General features: G+C 40.6%; 29 protein-coding genes and 1 pseudogene. 13 read left to right on the top strand and 17 right to left on the bottom strand.

The features are described from left to right. Positions 1–48: 48 nt before the first annotated feature. Together RAM70_RS18000 and RAM70_RS17995 are read right to left on the bottom strand one after the other, a co-directional pair. Entirely contained in the window at positions 49–873 is an 825-nt protein-coding gene (locus RAM70_RS18000; RefSeq protein ID WP_045358207.1) for a sulfurtransferase, read from the bottom strand. Beyond that, a complete protein-coding gene (locus RAM70_RS17995) occupies positions 842–1285 on the bottom strand; it encodes an ATP-binding protein (protein ID WP_045358205.1) in 444 nt (147 codons plus the stop codon). The genes RAM70_RS18000 and RAM70_RS17995 overlap by 32 nt, the downstream gene beginning before the upstream one ends. A gap of 172 nt (positions 1286–1457) precedes the next feature. Between RAM70_RS17995 and RAM70_RS17990 the strand changes: the two genes are divergently transcribed. Next, entirely contained in the window at positions 1458–2594 is a 1137-nt protein-coding gene (locus RAM70_RS17990; protein WP_190380780.1) for a SpoIIE family protein phosphatase, read from the top strand. Here the strand turns inward: RAM70_RS17990 and RAM70_RS17985 are convergent. Further along, the gene (locus RAM70_RS17985; RefSeq protein ID WP_288000301.1) at positions 2591–2917 is read right to left on the bottom strand and encodes an STAS domain-containing protein; all 327 of its coding nucleotides are present in this window, start codon (positions 2915–2917) and stop codon (positions 2591–2593) included. The two genes, RAM70_RS17990 and RAM70_RS17985, sit on opposite strands and share 4 nt — an antisense overlap. A 145-nt stretch (positions 2918–3062) precedes the next feature. Between RAM70_RS17985 and crtO the strand changes: the two genes are divergently transcribed. Then, positions 3063–4709 (top strand): beta-carotene ketolase CrtO, encoded by a 1647-nt coding sequence (crtO, locus tag RAM70_RS17980; RefSeq protein ID WP_190380778.1) that lies wholly within the window; start codon positions 3063–3065, stop codon positions 4707–4709. Between the two features lie 208 nt (positions 4710–4917). Here crtO and RAM70_RS17975 read toward each other — a convergent pair whose 3' ends face one another. Both RAM70_RS17975 and RAM70_RS17970 read right to left on the bottom strand, forming a co-directional pair. Continuing rightward, positions 4918–5568 (bottom strand): DUF3782 domain-containing protein, encoded by a 651-nt coding sequence (locus tag RAM70_RS17975; RefSeq protein WP_045358199.1) that lies wholly within the window; start codon positions 5566–5568, stop codon positions 4918–4920. A 123-nt stretch (positions 5569–5691) separates the two neighbouring features. Next, a complete protein-coding gene (locus RAM70_RS17970) occupies positions 5692–5880 on the bottom strand; it encodes a hypothetical protein (RefSeq protein WP_190380777.1) in 189 nt (62 codons plus the stop codon). 46 nt (positions 5881–5926) lie between these two features. On the opposite strand from RAM70_RS17970, the gene RAM70_RS17965 reads away from it, so the two are divergent. Together RAM70_RS17965 and RAM70_RS17960 are read left to right on the top strand one after the other, a co-directional pair. Next, on the top strand, positions 5927–6127 hold the full coding sequence (locus RAM70_RS17965; RefSeq protein WP_045358196.1) for a RelB antitoxin-like protein: 201 nt from the start codon (positions 5927–5929) through the stop codon (positions 6125–6127). After that, on the top strand, positions 6124–6378 hold the full coding sequence (locus RAM70_RS17960) for a type II toxin-antitoxin system RelE family toxin (RefSeq protein WP_190380776.1): 255 nt from the start codon (positions 6124–6126) through the stop codon (positions 6376–6378). Before RAM70_RS17965 ends, RAM70_RS17960 begins: the two co-directional genes overlap by 4 nt. Before the next feature lie 189 nt (positions 6379–6567). On the opposite strand, the gene RAM70_RS17955 is transcribed toward RAM70_RS17960, so the two are convergent. The 5 genes from RAM70_RS17955 to pdxH all read right to left on the bottom strand — a co-directional run bounded on the left by RAM70_RS17955 (position 6568) and on the right by pdxH (position 8907). Beyond that, positions 6568–6780, bottom strand: a complete 213-nt coding sequence (locus RAM70_RS17955) for a type II toxin-antitoxin system HicA family toxin (RefSeq protein ID WP_312674942.1) — start codon at positions 6778–6780, stop codon at positions 6568–6570. Positions 6781–6782: 2 nt separating this feature from the next. Then, the gene (locus RAM70_RS17950) at positions 6783–6977 is read right to left on the bottom strand and encodes a type II toxin-antitoxin system HicB family antitoxin (protein WP_312674940.1); all 195 of its coding nucleotides are present in this window, start codon (positions 6975–6977) and stop codon (positions 6783–6785) included. Between the two features lie 88 nt (positions 6978–7065). After that, positions 7066–7644, bottom strand: a complete 579-nt coding sequence (locus RAM70_RS17945) for a hypothetical protein (protein ID WP_312674938.1) — start codon at positions 7642–7644, stop codon at positions 7066–7068. 160 nt (positions 7645–7804) lie between these two features. Continuing rightward, positions 7805–8161 carry a hypothetical protein gene (locus RAM70_RS17940; RefSeq protein ID WP_152606975.1) on the bottom strand — a complete coding sequence of 119 codons (357 nt, stop codon included), beginning with the start codon at positions 8159–8161 and terminating at the stop codon, positions 7805–7807. A gap of 101 nt (positions 8162–8262) precedes the next feature. Then, positions 8263–8907, bottom strand: a complete 645-nt coding sequence (pdxH, locus tag RAM70_RS17935) for a pyridoxamine 5'-phosphate oxidase (RefSeq protein ID WP_002802042.1) — start codon at positions 8905–8907, stop codon at positions 8263–8265. 51 nt (positions 8908–8958) lie between these two features. On the opposite strand from pdxH, the gene RAM70_RS17930 reads away from it, so the two are divergent. After that, positions 8959–9726 (top strand): segregation/condensation protein A, encoded by a 768-nt coding sequence (locus tag RAM70_RS17930; RefSeq protein ID WP_045358192.1) that lies wholly within the window; start codon positions 8959–8961, stop codon positions 9724–9726. Positions 9727–9804: 78 nt separating this feature from the next. Here the strand turns inward: RAM70_RS17930 and RAM70_RS17925 are convergent. Next, positions 9805–10251, bottom strand: a pseudogene (locus RAM70_RS17925) (COR domain-containing protein); the annotation flags it as partial. A gap of 178 nt (positions 10252–10429) precedes the next feature. Here RAM70_RS17925 and RAM70_RS17920 point away from each other — a divergent pair. Beyond that, positions 10430–11224 carry a DUF8758 domain-containing protein gene (locus tag RAM70_RS17920; RefSeq protein WP_045358189.1) on the top strand — a complete coding sequence of 265 codons (795 nt, stop codon included), beginning with the start codon at positions 10430–10432 and terminating at the stop codon, positions 11222–11224. Between the two features lie 4 nt (positions 11225–11228). Beyond that, complete coding sequence (locus RAM70_RS17915; RefSeq protein ID WP_312674932.1) at positions 11229–11648, top strand: DUF488 family protein; 420 nt, start codon at positions 11229–11231, stop codon at positions 11646–11648. A gap of 6 nt (positions 11649–11654) precedes the next feature. On the opposite strand, the gene RAM70_RS17910 is transcribed toward RAM70_RS17915, so the two are convergent. From RAM70_RS17910 to grxC, 5 genes are all read right to left on the bottom strand, one after another. Then, positions 11655–12734, bottom strand: coding sequence for a hypothetical protein (locus RAM70_RS17910; RefSeq protein ID WP_312674930.1), 1080 nt, complete (start codon positions 12732–12734; stop codon positions 11655–11657). Between the two features lie 53 nt (positions 12735–12787). Next, on the bottom strand, positions 12788–14644 hold the full coding sequence (locus RAM70_RS17905; RefSeq protein WP_312674928.1) for an ATP-binding protein: 1857 nt from the start codon (positions 14642–14644) through the stop codon (positions 12788–12790). 21 nt (positions 14645–14665) lie between these two features. Beyond that, complete coding sequence (locus RAM70_RS17900; RefSeq protein WP_312674926.1) at positions 14666–15733, bottom strand: DNA methyltransferase; 1068 nt, start codon at positions 15731–15733, stop codon at positions 14666–14668. 574 nt (positions 15734–16307) lie between these two features. Next, positions 16308–16796 carry a tRNA adenosine(34) deaminase TadA gene (gene tadA / locus RAM70_RS17895; RefSeq protein ID WP_012268032.1) on the bottom strand — a complete coding sequence of 163 codons (489 nt, stop codon included), beginning with the start codon at positions 16794–16796 and terminating at the stop codon, positions 16308–16310. After that, complete coding sequence (gene grxC, locus RAM70_RS17890) at positions 16781–17098, bottom strand: glutaredoxin 3 (RefSeq protein ID WP_002751734.1); 318 nt, start codon at positions 17096–17098, stop codon at positions 16781–16783. Before grxC ends, tadA begins: the two co-directional genes overlap by 16 nt. A 137-nt stretch (positions 17099–17235) precedes the next feature. Here grxC and RAM70_RS17885 point away from each other — a divergent pair, with 137 nt between their 5' ends. The 4 genes from RAM70_RS17885 (at position 17236) to ccmS (ending at position 20049) form a co-directional block, all read left to right on the top strand. Next, a complete protein-coding gene (locus RAM70_RS17885; protein WP_312674923.1) occupies positions 17236–17796 on the top strand; it encodes a 5-formyltetrahydrofolate cyclo-ligase in 561 nt (186 codons plus the stop codon). A 146-nt stretch (positions 17797–17942) separates the two neighbouring features. Further along, complete coding sequence (locus tag RAM70_RS17880) at positions 17943–18260, top strand: slr1957 family protein (RefSeq protein WP_045358181.1); 318 nt, start codon at positions 17943–17945, stop codon at positions 18258–18260. A 251-nt stretch (positions 18261–18511) separates the two neighbouring features. After that, a complete protein-coding gene (locus tag RAM70_RS17875; RefSeq protein WP_288000274.1) occupies positions 18512–19525 on the top strand; it encodes an aldo/keto reductase in 1014 nt (337 codons plus the stop codon). A gap of 83 nt (positions 19526–19608) precedes the next feature. Continuing rightward, the gene (gene ccmS, locus RAM70_RS17870) at positions 19609–20049 is read left to right on the top strand and encodes a beta-carboxysome assembly chaperone CcmS (protein WP_045358177.1); all 441 of its coding nucleotides are present in this window, start codon (positions 19609–19611) and stop codon (positions 20047–20049) included. Here the strand turns inward: ccmS and nagA are convergent. Then, complete coding sequence (gene nagA / locus RAM70_RS17865; protein WP_045358176.1) at positions 20005–21156, bottom strand: N-acetylglucosamine-6-phosphate deacetylase; 1152 nt, start codon at positions 21154–21156, stop codon at positions 20005–20007. The two genes, ccmS and nagA, sit on opposite strands and share 45 nt — an antisense overlap. Positions 21157–21521: 365 nt before the next feature. Here nagA and RAM70_RS17860 point away from each other — a divergent pair, with 365 nt between their 5' ends. Then, on the top strand, positions 21522–22316 hold the full coding sequence (locus RAM70_RS17860; RefSeq protein WP_045358174.1) for a metallophosphoesterase family protein: 795 nt from the start codon (positions 21522–21524) through the stop codon (positions 22314–22316). Positions 22317–22394: 78 nt separating this feature from the next. Next, positions 22395–23213: a SirB1 family protein gene (locus RAM70_RS17855; protein WP_045358173.1), complete on the top strand. Its 819-nt coding sequence runs from the start codon at positions 22395–22397 to the stop codon at positions 23211–23213. Position 23214 lies beyond the last annotated feature (1 nt).

The raw sequence follows: 23214 nt of genomic DNA, 5'->3' as shown, positions 1-23214 counted from the left end.
AGGTCATTTTGATAATCTTTCTCGATAGATGGGTATCAATAGGGCCGGTTAGATCAGGTAGGAACACCAATCACTCCAACCTCCAGAATATAGCTTAACATTGTCGTATCCGGCTAGGGTAAGGGAAAGGACATTAACACAGGCTGTCACTCCCGAACCACAGTAGAGGATAATTTCTCGATCGCCTTGCCGCTCTTGCCAACGTTGTTTTTGCCGGGCCCGGGGTTGAGAAAAACCCTGACTATCGGTGACTTCTAACCAGGGATAATTAAGCGCCCCCTCGATGTGGCCGGCGATCGGATCGATCGGTTCCCTTTCGCCCCGATAGCGATCGCTTTCCCTGGCATCAATTAACACCACTCCCCCTTGCTCTTTTTGCCTTTTTACCTCCTCGATCGTGACTACCCAATCCTGTTGAACTTGGGGGAGAAAAGCGCCGGTTTTCGGCACAGGTATCTGATTGGAGACGGGATAACCGGCATTTAACCAATTTTGCCAACCACCATCGAGAATGCTGACTCGTTCATGGCCCAGATAACGTAATAACCACCAGAGACGACTGGCAAAGGCAAAACGGGAGGCATCGTAGGCGATGACATGGGTTTGACCAGAAATCACCCCCAAAGAGCTTAATTTAGCGGCTATTGTCTGCGGATTCGGTAAAGGATGACGGCCGCCATGACGGGCAACGGGAGCCGATAAATCGCGATCGAGGTGTAAATAGAAGGCATTTTCAATATGATTGGCTAAATACTCTTGATAACCGAGATCGGGATCGTTTAATTGAAAACGACAGTCAATAACCATCAGATCGGGGCGATCGAGATTAGTCACTAACCAACTAGGAGAAACGAGGGGTGCGATCGGATTCATGGCGGGAAAATTGTTTAATAATTAACAGACAGTTGCGCTGATCTTCGCTGCGAGTATAACTGAGTTGATCGGCGATTTTTTGGAGGATGGGCAGTCCTTGCCCATGACCAGAGAAACTATAGTCATGATAGGCGTTTTTCTCGATAAAGTCCTCTAAATCGAAGGCGGAACCCCGATCCCAGATGCGAATTTCCATCTGGGATCGGGTAATCTCGATCTCGATCTCGATCGGGATTTCGGGAGGTAGGTGTCGGTGAGCGTGACGGACCGCATTAGTAAAACCTTCGGCAAGAGCAAGCTGACACTGGAGCCAGTCTTTTTGGGGAATGCCCGCCCGTTCAAGTTGCTCAAAATAGTTTAAAACGGTATCTAAGGACTTGAGATCGCTATCTACCTGAAAAGAAATCTTCACCCCCGGCTTACCTCTGCAATGCCTTACGCTAGAAGTTATACCATTTTTCCCAAACTATGAATGATGTATTAGCTCGATTCTGGATTTAATCCCGTCTTGAGGTACAAGCAAAGTCATCCGTCAGGGGGTCAGGGGTAAGCAGTAAGATTGAGATAATCGAGTCACAAAAAAGATGGTACGAATTCTAGTAATTGATGATGATGGAGTAATTCAAACGTTTCTGAGCCGCACTTTGCAGAAGGAATACGAGGTTTTAGTTGCCAGTGATGGGGAAGAAGGATTAAAGCAAGCGGGGCAACTAAAACCAGCGATGATTATTTGTGATTGGATGATGCCGGGGATCGATGGGTTGGAAGTTTGCCGGCAAATTAAGCTCAATCCCCAACTGTCAACGACTTTTTTTATCCTCTTAACTTCTTTGGGATCGGTGGAGGATCGGGTGAGGGGATTGGATGCGGGGGCGGATGATTTTTTATGTAAACCGATCGAGATTAATGAGTTAAGAGCGCGCGTGCGGGCGGGAATGCGTTTGCATCAATTAAGTCACGATCTGCGAGCGCAAAAACAATTACTAGAAATGGAGTTAGCGGAGGCGGCGGACTATGTGCGATCGCTGTTACCAGAACCTTTCATTTCTCCAAAACTTGCTATCGATTTTCGCTTCCTTCCTTCTCGTCGATTGGGGGGCGATGGCTTTGATTATTATTGGTTAGATAATGACCATTTGATGTTATATCTTTTAGATGTGGCAGGCCATGGGTTGCGAGCGGCTTTACCTTCCCTTTCGGTGATTAATTTACTCCGTTCTCGTGGTTTAACTCAGGTTAATTACTATCAACCTAATCAGGTTTTACAAGGGTTAAATCAAGTTTATCAAATCAGTCCTAAGAATGATAAATATTTTACTATCTGGTACGGAATTTATGATCAGAAACAACAACAGTTAACCTATGCCAGTGCCGGTCATCCCCCGGCAGTTCTCCTGACTCAAAAACCTTTTGGCCAGGTGATGGAAACCAGACTGAAAGCCCCCGGTTTTCCCATCGGGATGTTTCTAGAAGCAGAATATATTAATCAGGTTCAATCCCTGAATTTACCCAGTAGTCTTTATCTTTTTAGCGATGGAATTTACGAGATCGATTGTGCTGATGGTAGGATGTGGGGACTAGAAAACTTTATTCAATCTTTACGAAATTATCACTGTAATTCCGCCAAAAATCTCGATAATTTTATTGGAGAAATTCAAGCTTTACAATTTGATGGCAATTTTAAGGATGATCTTTCGATCATGCAGGTGGATTTTTATTAATTAATTTCCGAGATTATTTGTTCTAATTCTTCTCGGTTATTAAAAATTTCAAAAACTCGATCCATATCGGTCAATTCAAATAACATTTTTATCTGATCATTAATCGAGCAAATCAATAGTTTACCCCCCGCAGAACGCACGGTTTTTAAGGATAAAACTAGCGCCCCTAAACCAGAACTATCCATAAAGGTGACATCCTTGAAATCAACGATAATAACTTCTGAACCTCCCTGCACGGCTTCGGCAATTTCTTGGCGAAATTGGCCGGCTTGGTTGCCATCTAAAATACCCGATGGTTGAATAACTTTGATTGAAGAACTCATAAAAAAAAGGAAAAATTAAATGTTTTCTACCTGCTCACTCATAACTGCTCGCTGAAATCTGCTGACAGCAGCGAATCTTTAACTATTTTTAACATATTAAGGCCAAGAAAAGCGCAAAATTAAAAATAGGAATTTTTGAAACTGCATGGAAAGTTACGATGTCATCCTCATCGGTGCGGGGCATAATGGTTTAGTTTGTGCCGCCTATCTCCTCAAAGCTGGTTATCGCGTCCTCCTTCTGGAACAGCGTAGCGTACCAGGAGGAGCGGCTACCACAGAAGCGGTTATCCCGGATCTAGCCCCCGATTTTAAGTTTAATCTCTGTGCGATCGATCACGAATTTATCTTTTTAGGACCAGTAATTGAGGAATTAGAGCTAAAACGGCACGGATTAGAGTATTTATTCTTCGATCCTACCGTTTTCTGTCCCCATCCCTCCGGCCAATATTTTCTTTCCTATCGCTCTCTGGAAAAAACTCACGCCGCAATTGCCCAGTTTTGTCCGCGAGATGCCGATCGCTACCTTCAGTTTATCGACTATTGGGCGCAGTTGATGAATGCGATCGGTCCTTGGTTTAATGCCCCGCCCCAAGATTTGCTCAGAATCGCCCGCAATTATAACTCTAGTGCCTTAGCTAGTGTCTGGAAAGCGATCGGCTCGAAAAAGAAACTGCTCGACTTCATCCGCACGATGATTACTTCCCCCGAAGATGTCCTCAATGAGTGGTTTGAGAGCGAATTTGTCAAAGCACCCCTGGCTCGTCTAGCGGCAGAAATTGGCGCTCCTCCCTCCCAAAAAGGTATTACCTCCGGGATGATGATGATGGCGATGCGTCATTCCCCTGGAGTGGCTCGCCCTCGTGGTGGTACGGGCGCACTAACCGAGGCTCTGGTGAAATGCGTTGTTAGTCTCGGTGGGGTAATTTTAACCGAGCAGAAGGTTAAACAGATTCTAATCGAGGAAGGACAAGCGATCGGGGTTAGGGTGGACTCTGGACAGGAATATCTGGCAAAAGCGGGTGTTATCTCTAATATTGACGCTAGACGAGTCTTTTTACAGTTAGTCGCTCCCGCCGATGTGGATGCCGCCGATCCGGAATTGCGAGAAAGGGTAGAACGGCGAATTGTCAATAACAATGAAACAATTCTTAAAATTGATTGCGCCCTCGCCGAAGCGCCAAGGTTCGAGGCTTATGATCACAAAGAGGAGTATTTACAGGGAACAATTCTCATCGCCGATTCCGTGCGTCACGTTGAACAGGCCCACGCTTTAACGATTTTGGGGCAGATTCCCGACGAAAATCCCTCGATGTACCTAGATGTCCCCACTATTCTCGATCCCTCCATGGCCCCCCAAGGCAAGCATACCCTCTGGATCGAATTTTTTGCCCCCTATCAGATTGCCGGGGCCGAGGGAACAGGATTAAACGGCACGGGATGGACGGAAGAATTAAAAAATCGCGTGGCCGATCGAGTTCTTGATAAACTGGCCGATTATACCCCAAATCTCAAATCCGCCATTATTGCCCGTCGGGTGGAAAGTCCGGCCGAATTAGCTAATCGTTTGGGTTCCTATAAAGGTAATTACTATCATCTTGATATGACTTTAGATCAGATGATTTTCCTGCGTCCTTTGCCGGAAATAGCTAACTACAAAACCCCCATTAAAAACCTTTATTTAACCGGGGCAGGAACTCACCCCGGCGGCTCAATTTCGGGGATGCCAGGGCGCAATTGCGCTCAGGTTTTCCTGCGGGATCAAAGCACTTTTCTGCAAAGATTATTTAACTAAATCCCCTCCTCCCCAAAATCCCGATCCCTCACGGGGGGACAGAGAACCTGAAAAGTTTACAGGGTGTAGGGGGTGGGGGTAGGGAAAAATTTTTGACTTGCCCTTACAGGTCAAAACGATCGATGATTGAGAAAAGAAGGTGATTGTTCTTGATATTGGGCTAATCATCCCTGACAAGATCAGATCAAAAGCGATCGCCTTTGCTGTTTTAATAAGGTTGAGGTTGAAAATTATCGGGAATATCGAGTTCAAATACTTGGTCATGAATCCGAGCCACATAAAGCCCTTCTTGCAGAATTTTTTCCCGTAATTCTGGGGATAAATCAACGGCTGCTAATATGCCATAGAGTTTTTTATCTTTGTGTTCAGAAAAAAAGCGGCGAAACCGTTGCAAAATACTTTTTAACTGAGTAATAGATTCCTCTCTGGCATGACTTTTAACCTCAACGATATAAGCAGTATTTAGCTCACCATTGGTATAGGCAAGGACATCAATTTCTAGGTGTTGTCCATTTTTACTGACTCGGACACTGGGACTAACCACTTCCATACCAAAGCGTTGCCTGAGAATCGTTTCCATTGAAGGAAGGGCAAGTCCTTCGGTAAAGCTGCCGAATTTTGCACCGAGTCCCCCAATTTGCTGACCTAATTCTTTGAGTTGTTTGTCAGTTTTCTTCTGTTGTCGGTCAGTTTCCTTGATTTGTTGGGCGTTTTCCTTCTGTTGTTGACTAACTTCCTTCAATAGCAGGTCAGTCTCCTTGAGTTGTTTGTCAGTTTCTTTTTGAGCAGCAGTTAATTCGGCTTGAGCAGTCGCTAATTCGGCTAAGAGTCGCCATACGTCTTCTGATGTAGTTGCCATAGATGATTTTTTCCCGATGTCACCTATTCACTATTTTATTGGATTTCTGCGCTTGCCGAAGACACTGGGGAGCAGACTGCTGATTCAATTGGGTAAGGTGGAGGCTAATTCATAGAACAAGAATCACTGCCACCAGCGACTAACATCCCTAATACTTTGATACACTTTTCTGAAGGCTTCAATTCCACCAAAATGAAGGATTAAAGGGACTAAGTTAGGAATAGTTTCGAGGAAATGAGGACGAGTGAGAGTCCTCAAAGCATGAAAGGTTTTTTCCCAGAAGGATAGGTCAATATTGGCAGGGGTTAACACCTGAGTTATAATTGGAACGAAAATTAACTAAGGCAGTTGTTCTCAAATGAAATTAAAGGAAAGGTATATCACCGATGAGCAGGGTAATCGAATAGGTGTTCTTTTAGATATAGAAGAATATCAGAAACTGCTGGAAGAATCAGAAGAGTTAGATGCCATTAGAGCCTATGATTTGGCTGTCTCAGGAGAGGATGATGAAATTCCTTTTGAAGTAGCGATTGCTGAAATTGAAAATAGTCAGCAATGAGTTACAATATTACTATTAAAAAACGTGCTTCTAAGGCTTTAGCAAATCTCCCAAAGGATGATTATCAAAAAGTTCGAGATGGCATTAGAGAATTAGCTGAAAATCCAAGACCATCAGGAGGTCTAAAACTGACAGGAAGAGAAGGTTGGCGAGTTCGGATTGGAGTTTATCGAATTATTTATGGGATCGATGATTCAGAAAAGAAGGTGATTGTTTTTGATATTGGGCATCGAAAGCATATTTACCGCTAAATACAAGCAATCATCCCTCACAATATCAGAGCAAAAGCACTCGCTGATTCAATTGGATAAGGCGGAGGCTAATTCATAGAACAAGAATCACCGCCACCAGCGACTAACATCCCTAATACTTTGATACACTTCTCTTAAGGCAACCTCCCCCCCCCCAAATGAAGGATTAAAAGCAGGTTAGAAATAGTTTTAGAGTAATTCTAAGAATTCTTCGATAGTTAAACCCGCTTCTTTAACAATCCCTGCCATTGTATAAGCATTAACCGGATTTGCTCGTGGAATGGTGATAGTCTGTTCTCCATTTGTCATAGTAATATGTTTTCTCTGTCTAGTGATGCGGAATCCCGCTTTTTCAAAGGCATTAACAGCGCGTAGATGATTAATTCCGGGTAATTTTGGCATACTTATCCTACTTCTACATAACGCACTTCAGCATCTTTGTTTAATTCTTCAATTGTCTCTAAATAGTCTTGTATCGCTTCTTTGATATTTTCTATAGCTTCTGCTTCAGTGTCCCCCTGTGACCAACATCCGGGTAAACCGGGACACCAAATTGCATAACCTTCTTCGCTTTCTTTGAGTCGAACTTGATAGCGCATAAATAGTGACTGTTATAGTTACATTATCAGTTGATCGTAGCACTTCTAATTGATTTATGGGAATCACCGCCACCAGCGACTCACCTCCCTAATCCCTTGAAACACCTCTCTTAAGGCAACCTCCCCCCCCCAAATGAAGGATTAAAGGGACTAAGTTGGGAATGGTTTTGAGGAAATTAGAACGAGTGAGAGTACCCAAAGCCTGAAGGGTTTTTTCCCAGAAAGATAAGTCAACATTGGCAGGGGTTAATTGGGCGGTTAAGGCTTTTAATGCCTCTGCACGGGAGGATTCAGACCCAAACTCTCTGGCAACCACTAAAACTTCTGGTAACACTTGTGGTAAATGGGGAGCTAACCCTATCAATGCCTCTACACGGGAGGATTCAGACCAAATATCTCTGGCAACAGCTAAGGCTTTGGGTAACAAACTTTCCGGTAAATGGGGAGCTAACCAGGCCAATGCCGTTGCACGGTCGGATTCATCCCTAATCCCTCTGGCAACTTCTAAAGCTTCGGGTAACAAAATTTCCGGTAAATGGGGAGCTAACCCTGTCAATGCCCTTGCACGGTGGTATTCATTCCCAATGGCTCTGGCAACTGCTAAGGCTTCGGGTAACAAAGCAGGGAAAAGATATAGCGGTAAGCGCTTGAGTGAGATACAGACCAAGCTTTGCCTAGCATGGTTTATAGCTTGTGACACTGTACCTAATACGACTGCACACCGCTATAAGCTAGTGAGGTACACATATTTTTCTTCCCTTTTGACTTTTGCCTCTTGCCTTTTGCCTAAAACCCATAACTTTTGTACCTCAGCAGACTGAAAAACGCTATAGGGACTGATTGCGATAGGAAGAAGATTTTAAAGAAGCGGATATAACGGGTTTAGGTTCAGGATCAAGACCGTGTTTTTCTAATATCTCACACCATTCGGGATTGTCATAAACCCTGGCCAAAGATTCAGCTTCTAAAGATGCCGGACGATCTCTAATTGGATGTTGAGATTGTACCCCAATCACTAACCCATTATAAACAATTGCTGATCTATCGTTTTTCTGAGACTTTAGGGCAGAGGGATTGCCTTTCTCCAATTGATATAATAGCCCAACCCGATCGCTAAGGAAAGCGCGGGTTGGGAAAAGACATCGACCTAGTATTATCTCAAGACTAAAATGACTTTTAGTCAAAGGATTTAGCCAAAGCAAAATGATTTTAATCTTTCCATAGTTTTTCCAAGAAATTGAATTAGCATCGAGCTATTTTGCCAATACAAGGTGTCAAGATAAAACTAAGGGGCTAAACGTTGCCTTTGCCAACTGCCATCTTCTTGACGATAATAACAGAGACGATCATGGAGACGACTGGGGCGACCTTGCCAGAACTCGATTAAACTAGGAATTAGGCGAAAACCGCCCCAATGAGGAGGACGGGGAACTTCACGACCCGCATATTCTTCTTTTAGTTCTGTCAAGCGTTTTTCGAGGATATCCCGACCGGAAATCACTTCACTTTGATTGGAGGCCCAGGCCCCTAAACGGGATTCCCAGGGACGGACAAAAAAGTAATTATCCGATTCCTCCTCGCTGATTTTTTCTACAGTTCCCTCGATCCTAATTTGCCGTTGCAATTCTCCCCACCAAAACACTAGGGCCGCATTGGGATTGGCGATTAATTCCTGTCCTTTGGCGCTTTGGTAGTTGGTAAAGAGAACAAAACCGCGAGGATCGAAGTCTTTTAACAGTACCATGCGGGCCCGGGGTTTGCCCTCCGGGGAAATAGTGGCTAAAGTCATAGCGTTGGGTTCTAATCTTCCCGAAGATACCGCCCGTTCTAGCCATTGTTTAAATACAATGAAAGGATCGGCAGATGTTTCTGACTCTAGCAATTCTTCGAGATTGTAGTCCAAGCGCAGGTCAGCGATCGATATGTCCATGGTTTTGCTTGCTAAATTCTATCCTTTGAGATCCTACAAGATTCTACAATCATGACTATCACCTCGGCCAGTGATGCGATCGCCTCTCTTTTAGAAATGGCGGAACAGGGAGAAATTGACCCCTGGGATGTGCAGGTTATTGATGTGATCGATCGCTTTTTGGCAGAATTGGGGTTATTAAATGATCTAGATTTAGCCATGGCCCAAGCTAATTTACCCCAATCGGGACAGGCTTTTTTATGGGCTTCTATGTTAGTTTTATTTAAGGCTGATACCCTAGAAAGATTGTCTTTAGACCAGCAAGAAGAAAGTCTGATTGATGAGGAAATTAGCGAGTTAGAACGGGAATTAAGAACTTTACCCCGTTATCTAGAAAATCATATTCGCCGTCGTACTGCCGCCCCACCACCGCGAAAAAGACGGGTAACTTTGCAGGAGTTAATCACTCAATTACAACAGATTGCCCTAGAAATTGAAGCTTTACCGAAACTGCCTGTAGTTGTCCCGAAACCCCGGCCTCAATCCCGACGGGAAGCGCTACAAATTATCACGGAATTAGCCCACCAAGAAAACCTGACGGAATTGGCAGCGGAACTGGACTTTTTTTTGCAGAGAAAGTTTTTTCAATTAGAGAAAAAGGAGATAGAGTTTGAGTATTTATTAGATTTATGGCAAGCGGAAAAGCCTTCTAGTCACTCGGTAACACAGGAAAAGGTGGCGATTTTTTGGGCTTTACTTTTACTGGCTTCTCAATCAAAAGTGGAATTAAAACAAGAGGATTTTTATCAGGATTTAACTATTGCTTTAATTACTTCCTAGATTACTCTTTAAACAGATGGCTTTCTCCAGATCATGGTATTACATAAGAGGTTGAGAACGGGAAAAGGCCAAGAGTTTTCCCAATTTGATAAAAGCTTGGTTCAGGACATTGGTTTCATTGAGTCGGAGATCATCTTGGTAGTTGGGGATAATGCCGAGATCGTGGAGAAACTGCACTAAACTTTTTTGATCGCTGACCTCTTTAATCTTGGTTTTCTGACACATTTCCTGATACTTTTCGTAGGAAATAAAGTCATAACTCTTTTGCCTCGCTTCTAGTTGAGTTTTGATCTGAAACCAACTATTAGGCAATAAGTCTTTGATATGGGGAATAGCATCGATTTGAGAGGCGATTTCTTGCACAAGTTGCTCGATTCCCTCACCGGTTTTACAAGAAGTGGCGATTAGCTTGGTGATTTGGGGATATTTTTTTCGGAGGGTGCGGATCTTAACTTGGGGGGGATGTTCATCGGCACAATTACCCACGATAATCACGGGAGAATTGCCTCCGTAGGTTTCAATCAAAAATACTCCGAAAATTGTATTGACAAGTATAAAGGTTTTTTGTTAATATTCATTCAAGCTTTGATCACAAAATTTCTATATTCGATTTTTTCAGGATAAAATATCTTTTCAAAACAAGGATTTTTAAAGAAAATACAAGCTTTACGCTTGTCAAAGGTCATAATTCAGGCTAAATATTATGGAAACTAGAAAAATTTTAATTGCCACTAAAACTTATCCATCTATTAGCACTAAATATCAAGAGACAGTCTGTACGGCGGGAATATTGTTAAGTGAAGAGGAAAATCCGCTACAGTGGATTAGAATTTATCCCATCAGATATCGTTATTTAGATTTTGATAAACGTTACCCTCGCTGGGCAATTGTTAGTGCTAAAATTAAAAGAAATGATCAAGATTACCGTCCAGAAAGCTTTAAAATTGATGACAATTCCTTAAAAATTATTAGAAAAATAGATACAACTAATAATTGGCAAGAAAGAAAATCCCTGGTTCTATCTTTACAATTTAGATCTATCGCCGATATTCAAGCACAGGGAAAATCCCTAGGGATTATTAAACCCAAGTCAATTGAAAGATTTTTTTCTAAGAAAACTTCTAGAGAATGGAATCAAAAACAACAGACTGTCCTCAATCAACTAGATTTGTTTGAGCCTAATATAGACTTAGAAAAAATTCCTTATAAATTTTTTTATCAATTCACGGATGAAGATAATGTACCGCATAAATACTCAATTAGTGATTGGGAAATTATGGAACTTTATCGCAAGTGCCGTGATCGATCTCAATTGTCAGGACTAGAAGCTGAACAGTATGCTTTAGAAAAAGTTAGACAAAAACTAGAAGATGATTTTCTTGAAAGTAAAGATTTATATTTTATTGTGGGAAATCTCAAAAATCATGCTAAGTCTTTTATGATTATTGGTTTGTTTTATCCTCCCCTAGTAAAGTTCAATCAAATGGAGTTATTTTAGAATCATGAAAAATCCACCTACAAAGCAATCATTGATTTTAACCTTTGGCTACGGCAATCGTTCAAGCTATGATAGTCTTTTAGCATATATTAACGAATTTGAGGTTGATTTTCTGATCGATGTTCGCGAAAAACCCCGCGCATGGAGTCGCAAATGGTATGGTGATCAACTTGAAAAATTGTGTCATCAACAAGGAATAGAGTATTTGTCAGAAAAAACTTTAGGAAATATTTCAGGGACAAGTCATTGGGTTTCCCCTGAACCGGAAAAAGTTGATCAAGTTTTACAAGATATTGCTAAAAAAGCTCAGTCAAAAACAGTTTTGCTATTATGTGCGGAAATGGATTATCATCGTTGTCATCGGGTTGAAGTGGCTGAGAAGTTAAAAAAATTAACTCGCCAACCAATTAAGCATTTAGAATAATAAATTCTACACTTGCTGTGGACGAAATGCCTGTTCATCCCATTCTTCTTGATAAATAGAGTCAGATGTTTGATTCATTTTGAGTGCAATATCACTTAAGAGTTTGTGGCGTTTGAACATTCTTCTAATTTCACCATCGACTAGATTTAACAAATAAGGAATTTCATGTCCTTCCTGACTCATGTGAGCATCTGCTGCTAAAAGGCGAAGCATATCATCTAGATGATCTTCTAAGACTTCAAAGCCAAATGCTCGTTTATATGGTTTAAAAACACCTCTAATAATCCGAGGAGAAAGTTGTTGCCAAAAGTAGCGTACTTGCTGCTTATTAGACTGAAGTGAAAATCTAGTTTCTGTTTCACGTCTGCTTATATGGTCATGTAAGGTTTCTATTAGTAAAACCGAACCAGATGGACAAGCACGAGCATATTGTGAAAATATTAAATTTTTTTTACAATTTTTAATCACACCTATATATTTTTTAGTTGGATGCTCTAAAAGTTGTCTATATATTTCGGAACCTTCTTTTGTATTTGCTAACCATTCGTCACAGAGCAACCCATCAAAGAAAATAAAATTTTCATTAATTTTGATAGCGTGTTTTGCCTCAAAATAACGCATAAATGCAGTATTATTCGGCTTATAAATATGTTCTTCTCTAAGGTCTAAAAAATCATCAATATCCTGAGCATTTCTTAAGGCTTTGCTACTAGACCAATAGTGTAAACTATCTTGTAAGATTCTCGTCATTGAAGCACTACCAATTGCTACACAGAGAGCCGATCCCGTTGAATAGTCTTGACGAGGTAAAGCAAATGTTCCATCAACTGCTGCAACCTGACCAGATAAAACTTCAGATGCTTGAGATATATCCCCAAAATTAAGTTTTCTAAGTCCCAAATTAGTTCCTCTAATGGTTTTTTTATTTTGTAACTCTAGAATATCATTTTCATACACTTTCTTGACTTCGATTGCTAAAGAGTTTGTAAACATTTCAATAATATCATCAGCAATTCCACCACTGTCTATGATAAAGTCATCATAGCTAACTTGTTTTGTATCTTCAAGCATTTCCGAGAAATTCATTTTTTTCTCCTTAAGGTAATTTATGAATTGAATAGTTATCTGGCTAAGTTAACTCAAAAGGGAATATCATCTTCTGTTTGAGAATTTGGATTAGTTATGTCTGTACCGTTGACTTTAGTTGGGAATTGTGTTGGTGTTTGCTTTGCTCCGTTGGTTGCGTTATTTGTTGGTTTATTCTGTTGATTTTCCTTAACAACTTTAGGTTTTTTGTAAGATCCCTTTGCATCACGGTTATCATCTCTCATTAATTCAAAGGGACTAGGAGCGATTGCTACTTGAAGGACAGCTTGAGATTCATTGGTTTTGACTAAACATTTACCCTTACCAAGACTTAACACTGAATCAATAAAGTCAACCCCCATATTTTCTGTTGCAATCTTAGCCGCATCTCTTGTGTTTTGCCTTAAAACAAATCTTGTATTTAAGTTTTCTCTGACTTCTGAATCAATATCACTAAATAATTGAGTGCTAACAATCATCCAATGACCTTTTACACGACCTTCACGAGCAAACTTTGTAAAAGATTTAATTAATGCACTAGCTCGACGAGATGTATTATTAAAAACACGATGAGCCTCATCAATCATTTCCACAATGTTTAGATCAGAGTTTAAAACATAATGATGAGCTTGTCGCAAAATATATTCTAAGATAATTGCATAAGAGTTCTCATCATCTTGAGAAATATCTCCATAGTCAATAACAACAATTCTTCCTTTTTTAAAAATATTATTAGCAATAAAGGTTTGTATTGTTTGTTGTTGAGTGCTACTAGCTAAATGCTTACTTTTTTGAGGTTCTTTTCTACTAACAGATAGACCAACAGTATCTAACCAGTCTAATCTCTTTTTATTGCTCTTAATTTTTCTGAGAATAGAGTCAACAGTCATAGGGTGTATTAAGTCAGCAGATTGATAATTTCTTTGAGCGGTTTCATCGTCTGCCCTTCGCTGTTCAATTTCTGAAGTTATGTCATCAAGTTTATATTCTTTTTTCTTTAAACCATAGATTGCTTTAACTAAATTATCCTGAGCATTGATAGAAGCTGTATCAGTGCCGGGACATAATAGTTGGGCTAAAAGTTCGGGATTCAAATCAGAAGCATTAAAACCTAAAATCATATCTACTTGTACATCATCAGAAGGAAGATGATTGGCGATCGCAATTCTAAATACTTCTCTTGCACCTTCAGCCTTTAGCCCGTATTTTTGATATATTTCCCAATTTGTTTGTATAGCAGGATGAGAGTCTGTATTTGCTTTTTCAATATAGCGAAAATCTGGTTTAGCGTCATGCTGAATTACACAGCATCCTTCTTTTTGTGCGATTGCGACTAAATTTTCATTCAAATTTGACTTTCCTTGTCCCGATGCACCTCCTACTCCAATATGATCTCTAATGATTAGGGAATCTATTGTTAATGGTATATTTTCAGCATTTTGAATAATCCCGACAACATTTTGAGAATGATCTTGATAGGTTTCTAACCGAGGAATGTTAATTAAATTGCGAATTCGCTCCTCATCTAATTTGCTTACTACTGCTCCAGGCAAAATGTTATTTAATGGTACATCTAGTTGATTGTCGAAGTATTGACCAATTATCCGAATTTCAAACAGTCTAACAACTCTTAGTGGACGAACTGTATCAGGAGATAAAACTTGTCTTCGGAGATATTCAATAGTATTGTCTGAGTATTGTCCCATTGGAGAAATAATTCTTTCAACATCGGCGATTTGTCCAACCCACTGATGTTGTTCTGATTGAGAAATTAAAACGTAATCATTGCGTTTAAACTTTGGTTGTGGAGAAGTAGCATCAAAATCAATACAAATTTTAAGGCTCTTGTCACCTTTCTCGGAGTCAGGGAGAACGTAAAGTGATTCACCGTTAAAGGCGTGATTATTCATAAAACATAACCTCTAAACTAATTAATTCATTTGAAAAACTAAAAGATCGCGATCTGTATTAACCATTTTACGGTTTTCTCTCGCCCATTTCATTACACTAGATGAAATTTGTTGATTAGAAATAGGAGCCTGAATTCGACTCACTAAATTCCAATTATTATCAAGAAAACTAGAAACAACCTTAAAGATTGTGTGATTTTCCCAATCATAAACATTCTGGATCAAAATGGCCAAATAACCATCAGGTGATAGTGCTTGACGACAGTGATCACCAATGGTAACTAAAGCGTTAATAAACTCCGTTTCATTCATTTGAGATAAACAGTGAGGATGTTTACTGTATAAATTTTTGGCAATCGCACCATAGGGAGGATCTAAAAAAATTAATTTCGCTCCATGAGCTTCTTCTGGAACGCCTAAAAGAGCATCATTAATTAAAATATCAGAACGAACAGACGCTAAATCATAACCTAAACATCGTCTATCTAAGAATTGAGCAGCGTCTAAAGTTGAACCACCTCCGGCCATTAAATCTACCACAAGATCATCAGGTTCAGTAAAATAATGAATTAAATTAGCTGCTATTTGCCCCGGAATACGCCCAGGGTATTTAATTCCAAATCGAGGATCGCAATGAGAAAAGTACCAAAATGTTCCACATCTCAACCACGAAAATTTTTGAGGATCACCATTACCTGTAATAGCTAAACGTATATCTGTACTATTCCATTTCTTTTCTAATGCTTGATTGAGCCAGTAGTGAGCCTCAGTAGGAGCTTTTCGCATTGCTTCTATATGATGGCTTACACTAAGCTGATGAAAACGTTCTTTTGGGGGATAAAATTTAGCTGTTCTCGCTAATAACTGTAATCTTGACTCAGAAATACCACAAGCATCAGACAATGCTTTTAAATGGTAATTGGGATGATTTCCCCATTCAGTTTCAACTTTACAAGCTAAGTCAGCTAGATACCAAAGCGATTTTTTCCCTGATAATCCAGCATAGGAACAGGCTAATGTAAGGGTTTTGAGCCATTTTTTAGCTTGTGATCGATCCGACTTATTAGAGATAAAGTTAGTAAGTTGCATAGTGCATTTATTGTTTTGTTGCTTCCATTAAATATTGTAAAAACACTCTAATTTACAGCACACAGATAAATCTTATTTTATACCATACATTTGTGAGTTATCCTAACATAAAAAAATATATATAGTGCGCCTAGTTGATTTGTGAACGGCTAGGCTCTAGAAGTCAGGTATCGCAAGATGCCAAACGGAGGGGGTTTACATTTCATGTAGGTGCGCTATATTTAGAGTATATATCATAAAATACAAGTTGAGAAACTCACTGGATTCATAATTTTAGACTACGACAGTGTGTTGATCGTTATCTACCGTATATTTACGGTATCTTTAGATGGTGTATCTATGTCAACTGACCGATAAAGTAATGTTATCATAAACTTAAACAGACTGTCATTCATTTTTGACTCAAGTGTTTTCAATCAACTTAATTAACCTTATTCAACAGTTCAACAGTCACACTCTTGCCTAAATTACGAGGTTGCCCCACGTCTCAACCGCAGGGAACGGTGATATGGTAGGAAAGTAATTGTCGGGGAATTACTGACAGCAATTCTGTCAGTAATTCGAGGAATGTCTCTCATCTTTTTTTCTCAAACCATGTTTGTAATAATTCCCCCGATTCCTTAGCTAAAATTCCCGCGATTACCGGTAAACGATGGTTAGAAAAAGGACTATCAATAAAATTAGCCACAGTGCGGATAACTCCTGTTTTCGGATCGTCAGCACCGTACACTAATAATCCTAGCCTAGCCTGAATAATTGCCCCGGCACACATGGGACAGGGTTCGAGGGTGACGTAGAGGGTACAATCATTTAAGTGCCAATTGCCTAAAACTTGACTAGCGGCACGAATCGCCAGAATTTCAGCGTGAGCGGTGGGATCATGGTGTTTTTCCTTGCAATTAGCCCCTTGAGCGATTAAATGTCCCTGTTTATCCACGATAACCGCTCCCACAGGTACATCACCCCGATCCCCCGCAGTTGCCGCTAAATTTAAAGCTAACTGCATCCATTGCCGATGTTTCTCATAGGCTTTTTCATCAATAGACTTTAGATAGTCCCACATTTAGCCAGTAAATTATCTAATTTTTTCTGACCATCCAAAGCATACAAATCATCACAACCACCGATATGTTCATTATTAATAAAAATCTGTGGTACACTGCGTTTACCGTTGGACCGTTCGGCCATGGCTTGACGTGCGCTTTCATCCCCATCGATCTTGTATTCGGTGTATTTTACTCCTTTCCAACCCAGCAACCATTTGGCCCGAATACAGTAGGGACAAGTTGCCCAAGTATAAATTTCCACATTGGCCTTGATATTCTCGTTATAACGCCCAAAAAGCGAGTTAAATAGATTTAGCATCGTTCTTACTAAGTAGTTAGGTGTTAAAAACTGTCAGATTCCCCCCTTAATAAGGGGGGATTAAGGGGGGATTAAGGGGGGATCCATCTTCAATTTAATTATAACCAGCTACTTACTCTCCTATTTATCTTTATTTTATGGATTCTGCTACCAAAAAAGCCCAATTACGCAAACAACTAATTACCCAAAGACGAACGCTTCCTAAGCATATTTGGCAAGAAAATAGTCAGCAACTTTGCAAAAATTTACAATCTTTACCCCTCTTTCACCACGCTAAAACCATTCTCGCTTACTTCAGTTATCGTCAGGAGCCGGATTTAAGTTCCTTATTTTCCCAACACCATCGCTGGGGTTTTCCCCGTTGTGACGGAGATAGCCTGACTTGGCACTGTTGGACTGCCGACGATCCCCTAGAATTAAATCGTTATGGCATCTACGAACCAACAGCGATCGCCCCTCTCATTTTACCTGCCGAAGTGGACTTACTGTTAATTCCCGCCGTCGCTTGTGATCGCCAAGGTTATCGCTTAGGTTACGGGGGAGGTTATTTTGATCGTCTCTTAAATTCCCCCGAATGGCAAGCTATCCCCTCGATCGGGATTGTCTTTGACTTTGCCTATCTCGATACCCTTCCCCTCGATACTTGGGACCAAAAATTACAGGCAATCTGTACCGAATCGAGAACCGAAATTTTTTAACAATTATTTCCCTATTCCCTCACACCCAATCCCCAGATATATTAAGTTTTATTGAATCCGATCGACCCTTAAGATAGCTTTGCTAGGATGAAATTCACATCAGGAGATGTTTATAGTAATCACCGGAAAAAGTCAACAGGGAAGCAATGAAACACTTTCACGAACCATGGATTCAAGAATGGTGTCAAGAAAACGGCTGGACAGAGCTATTTCTCGAACGCTACAGTAATTATTGGGCATTCCCTCCCAATGCCGTGATGCCAGAACCAATTCCCACCAAAGTGTTACAAAAAATTAAGCGCCAAAAAGGTCTATCCCCTGCCGAAAAACTTTGGTTAGGAATGGCGATCGGATTGACTGTGACAGCTTTAATTCTCTGTGTCATCCTCGCTTGTCCTATGCCTATAGTTCTCGCTTTCGCTTTTGATGCTGTCACCGCAGCGCGATTGGAAGTGGAATATTAACCAGGCAAAAATTGAGCAGCAAAAACCCAAAAAGGGGGAGATTTTTGCGAAGGTCTTCCCCTTTGCAGCGTTTTTCCAGACAGGGACGATCGATCTGTCTTGAATCAGTAATCGGTGATCAGTGGTCAGTAGGAGAATAGAATATTAAGTGAGCAGTATTCAATGACAGTTTTCTGCTGTCTTTTCACTGATTACTGTTTACTGTTTACTGGACGGCTACGCCGTGCCTTTGGCAACACTGAAAAGTCCCCATGTCCGAATCTCGTCGCTTACAGTTTACCCCCGATCTGGAAATTTGCCGTATTTTGAACGGAATGTGGCAGGTTTCAGGCGCCCATGGTTCGATCGCACCCCAAAAAGCGATCCCTAGTATGTTCTCCTATCTAGATGCCGGTTTCACCACTTGGGATCTGGCCGATCATTACGGTCCAGCCGAAGATTTTATCGGTGAATTTCGTCGTCAATTAGTTGCCCAAAGGGGCATTGATGCTTTAAATAATCTGCAAGCTTTCACTAAATGGGTTCCCCGTCCGGGTAAAATGACTAAGGAAATAGTCGCAAAAAATATCGCTATTTCCCTGCGTCGTATGGATGTGGATAGTCTCGATTTATTGCAGTTTCACTGGTGGGATTATCGCGATAAAAATTATCTAGATGCCTTATATTTTTTAGGAGAATTACAACAGGAAGGCAAAATTAAACACCTGGCATTGACTAATTTCGACACGGAACATTTAAAAATTATTCTCAGCACCGGGATTAAAATAGTCTCCAATCAAGTCCAGTTTTCTCTAATCGATCGCCGTCCCCTCGTCAAAATGGCACAATTTTGCCAAGAACATAACATCTATCTACTCGCCTATGGTACTCTAGCAGGAGGCTTATTAGGGGCAAAATATCTCGGTCATCCTGAACCCAATCCCATGAGTCTCAATACCGCTAGTTTACGGAAATATAAAAACATGATCAATGCTTGGGGAAACTGGCAATTATTCCAAGAATTATTAACCGTTCTTAAAGCGATCGCTGATTCCTATCATGTCACCATTCCTAATGTGGCAGTGCGTTACGTTCTCGAACAAAAAGCCGTAGCCGGGGCAATTATCGGGGTGCGTTTGGGCGTTGCCGAACATATCGCAGAAAATGCCCGTATTTTCGATTTTCAATTATCTGCCCAAGACTATCAAAAAATTGATCATGTCTTGCAAAAATCCCGGGATTTATTGCAGTTAATTGGTGATTGCGGTGATGAGTACCGTCGTTAAGTGGGTAGGTGTTAAAAATTGTCAGCTTCCCCCCCTTATTAAGAACTGATAACTGATAACTGATAACTGAAAAGAGGCTAATGATGAGATTTGAACAACCAATCCCCGATGATCCCGCTAATCAATGGCGCTATCAATTAGATCAATTCGTGCAAGAAAATCAACAGGAATTAGCCGGTTTAATGTGGGGGTTACTCTCGGAATGGGGAGAAGATGCTCAAGAAACCCTGGGCATCGATCTTAAACCTCAGCCCCATTTTGTCTGTTGTTCTAGGGAGGCTCTAGAGAAATTAAATCGCCAGGTTAATCGCAAAATTCAAGAGATGCTTGGGATTATTTATCGCTATAATCCCAGCGAAGAAGTGGCTATAGTTGCTATCGGTGATGGTCAGGTAAAATTGATTTATTTTCAACCCGATCTTTCCCCTCCTGAATGTTTTGATCGCCTCGAAGTGGCTCTCGATACCCTCATTCAACAGTTAGAGTACAAAATGCTGGCGGAAATCCAATCTTTCCCAATTTGATGCCGATTGCCAGCGCAAAAAGTTGGCAGGTTGTCCCACCGATAAACCCGCTAATCCGATCGCTTTTCTGGGGGATTCTGTCCCTAGAAGAATCGCCGTTTCTAAATCACATATTCCCCAGTTAACTAAATTGGCTACTCCTTGTAATAAGGGTAAGGTTGTTCCCGCTAAAGTACCGTCAAAAAGTCTTGCTGTTCCCTGTTTAACTTCAATTTCTCTCTCATCCCAGGGATAGACACCATCACCTAAACCGATCGGCGCTAAAGCATCACTAACTAAGAAAATTCCTCGATGATAATTACTGGCTTTTAGTAATAATTCTATCATGGTTGGATGGATGTGTTGACCATCGGCAATTAACCCACAATACACATCGGGATTGATAATTGCTTCCCCTAATAACCCCGGTTGACGATGGTGTAAAGGAGGCATGGCATTGAAGGCATGAGTAACCATTTTTGCACCCTGTAAAAAGGCTTTTTTGGCTATTTCTTGACTCGCTTGCGAATGTCCTAAGCTGACGGTAATCCCTCGATCGCTTAGGTATTTAATCACCATACCGCTACTATCTAATTCTGGGGCTAGGGTGATAATTTTTACGATCGATAAGTAGTCCCCAAAGATTTTATCTATTGTTTCCATACTTGGGTTTAAAAGATATTGTCCCGGATGCGCCCCCCTTTTTTCATAGTTTAAAAATGGTCCCTCTAAATGTACTCCTAAAACCTGCGCGCTCCCTCGATTTTCCTGTTTCTGTTTCTCGATATATTTGGCAATTACTGAGAGGGATTTTTGAAATTTCTCCACAGACGTGGTGACTAAGGTGGGAAGATAACCATCAATTCCTTGATTCCCAAGATAATCGCTAATCTTATCTAACTTTTCTAGATCTGTTATTTCTAAGTCGGGAAATGCTAATCCTAACCCTCCGTTGATCTGTAAATCTACTCCTCCCAACGATAGCCAATCCCCTTCCATATCGATAATCTTTTCCCCTCTTGTCTTTCCCCCCATCTCCGTGATTCTCTCGATCTTTCCAGCAGCATTTATCTCTATTTGTTGTCGATCCTGATGGGCGGGAATTCTAGCGTTAATTAGGGTTATCATAGAAGCAGAAATCTAATTTTTTTTGATTATAATCTCAAAAAAAAACTTTTTTTTTGATGATGCTTGACAAGTGTGCATTTTTTTGAGATACTTTTTTATATAATGGGAATCTTTGCGTGTAAAAATAATTGCTTAAGTCCAATTATATAAAAACTGATCATAAAAAAATCATACCATAACCTGTCCGCTCCCTGTCCAGAGATTGCCAAAATACTTTACAAAACAATTACAGCCTTTCTCTGGCGGTTCTTAGAAGGGAGTGACTGTCAGAGGGAAAGCTTTGTCCTATAATAAAATTAAGACTACATAAAAACTACTTTTTTAGCGATAAAAGAGTAGCAATCTCATTGATTAGAGAGGGGTGTGTGTTTTTTAGAAAAATAGGGAAACAGACTCAAGAACCGCGCCGTATTATTATCGGAGATGTGCATGGCAGTTTTCAGGCACTTTTGCGACTATTAAACCGAGTTGCCCCTGATAGTAAAGATGAGGTTTATTTTCTGGGAGATTTAATCGATCGAGGACAGCAGAGCTTAGAAGTGGTGGATTTTGTCATCAAAAATAACTACCAATGTCTCCTAGGAAATCATGAATATATGCTCTTAAAAGCTTTGGCAGGAAAAGAAGTTTCTGAAAAATGGTTAAACGGCTGGATCGAGAGTGGCGGGGCGGCGACACTACTAAGTTATAATAACAATATACCCGCTGAGCATATCAATTGGTTCCAATCCCTACCCGCTTATTTAGACCTAGGAGATATTTGGTTAGTTCATGCGGGAGTACACCCAGAATATCCCCTTGAACAGCAAACAAACGAGCAGTTTTGTTGGATTAGAAACGAATTTCATACCATGACCCAAGCCTATTTCAAGGATAAACTAATTATCACAGGTCATACTTTAACCTTTACCTTTCCCGATGTCAAACCGGGGCAACTGGCTCGCGGCAGCGGTTGGCTAGACATTGAAACTGGGGTTTATCATCCTCAAAGTGGTTGGTTAACTGCTTTAGATTGGACAAATCAATTAGTTTATCAAGTGCAGAATCAAAATAAAAATTGTCGCACGATCCCTTTAGAAAAAGCGGTAGTTAATCTAGACCTTGACAAGATTACTCGCTACTTCTCCCGGGAAAGCTCATCTAAATCACTGAATCTTTAATGGTGATCAGAAAAGAGAAGCGATAAAACCGGAAAGATCGGTTAAAATAGTTGATAATCTGATTAATACCCTTTGCTAATGACCCTTGAACTCTTATACCAAGCCTTCATCGAAACAATTCAACATCCTGATCCCGAGATAAATCTAGCTCGGGCAGCCCTGCAAATAGCCAATTTTGAATATCCTTACCTCAATATTGATCACTATTTAAATAGAATAAATTTAATGGCTGACGAGGTAAAAAAACGTTTACCCGATAGATTATATCCTTTAAAAATAGTCAATATTATCAATCAATATTTGTTTGAAGATTTACAATTTACCGGTAATACCCAAGACTACTATGACCCCCGCAATAGCTACTTAAATAACGTAATTGATCGCCGCACGGGTATTCCGCTCACTCTCTCGATTATCTACTTAGAGATTGCCAAACAGATCGATTTTCCCATGGTAGGAATTGGTATGCCGGGCCATTTTATTATCCGTCCCGATTTCGAGGAAGTGGAAATTTTTGTCGATCCCTTTCACGGTGGTGAAATCTTATTTAAACAGGACTGTCAAGAAAGATTAAGTCAAGTTTATCAACAGCCAGTTAAATTAGAAGAACATTTTCTCAATATTGCTACCAATCAGCAAATTTTATTACGTTTGCTGACTAATTTAAAATATATTTACCTGAATCGTCAACAATGGTCTCAGACAATTCGGACACTAGATCTGCTACTTTTGCTCATTCCTAATCATCCCCTAGAGCTGCGCGATCGAGGTTTAGTTTACTATCAAATTGGACAACTCAGCCAAGCACAACAGGATTTAGGCTTCTATCTTGCCCTCCTACCCAACGCCCAAGATGCGGAATCCATTCGGCAATTATTGCAAAAAATTAACTCTTAAG

The sequence above is a fragment of the Microcystis wesenbergii NRERC-220 genome (assembly GCF_032027425.1).
In the GTDB taxonomy this organism is placed as follows: Bacteria; Cyanobacteriota; Cyanobacteriia; order Cyanobacteriales; family Microcystaceae; genus Microcystis; species Microcystis wesenbergii_A.
This window is presented reverse-complemented; position numbering and strand designations above follow the sequence as displayed.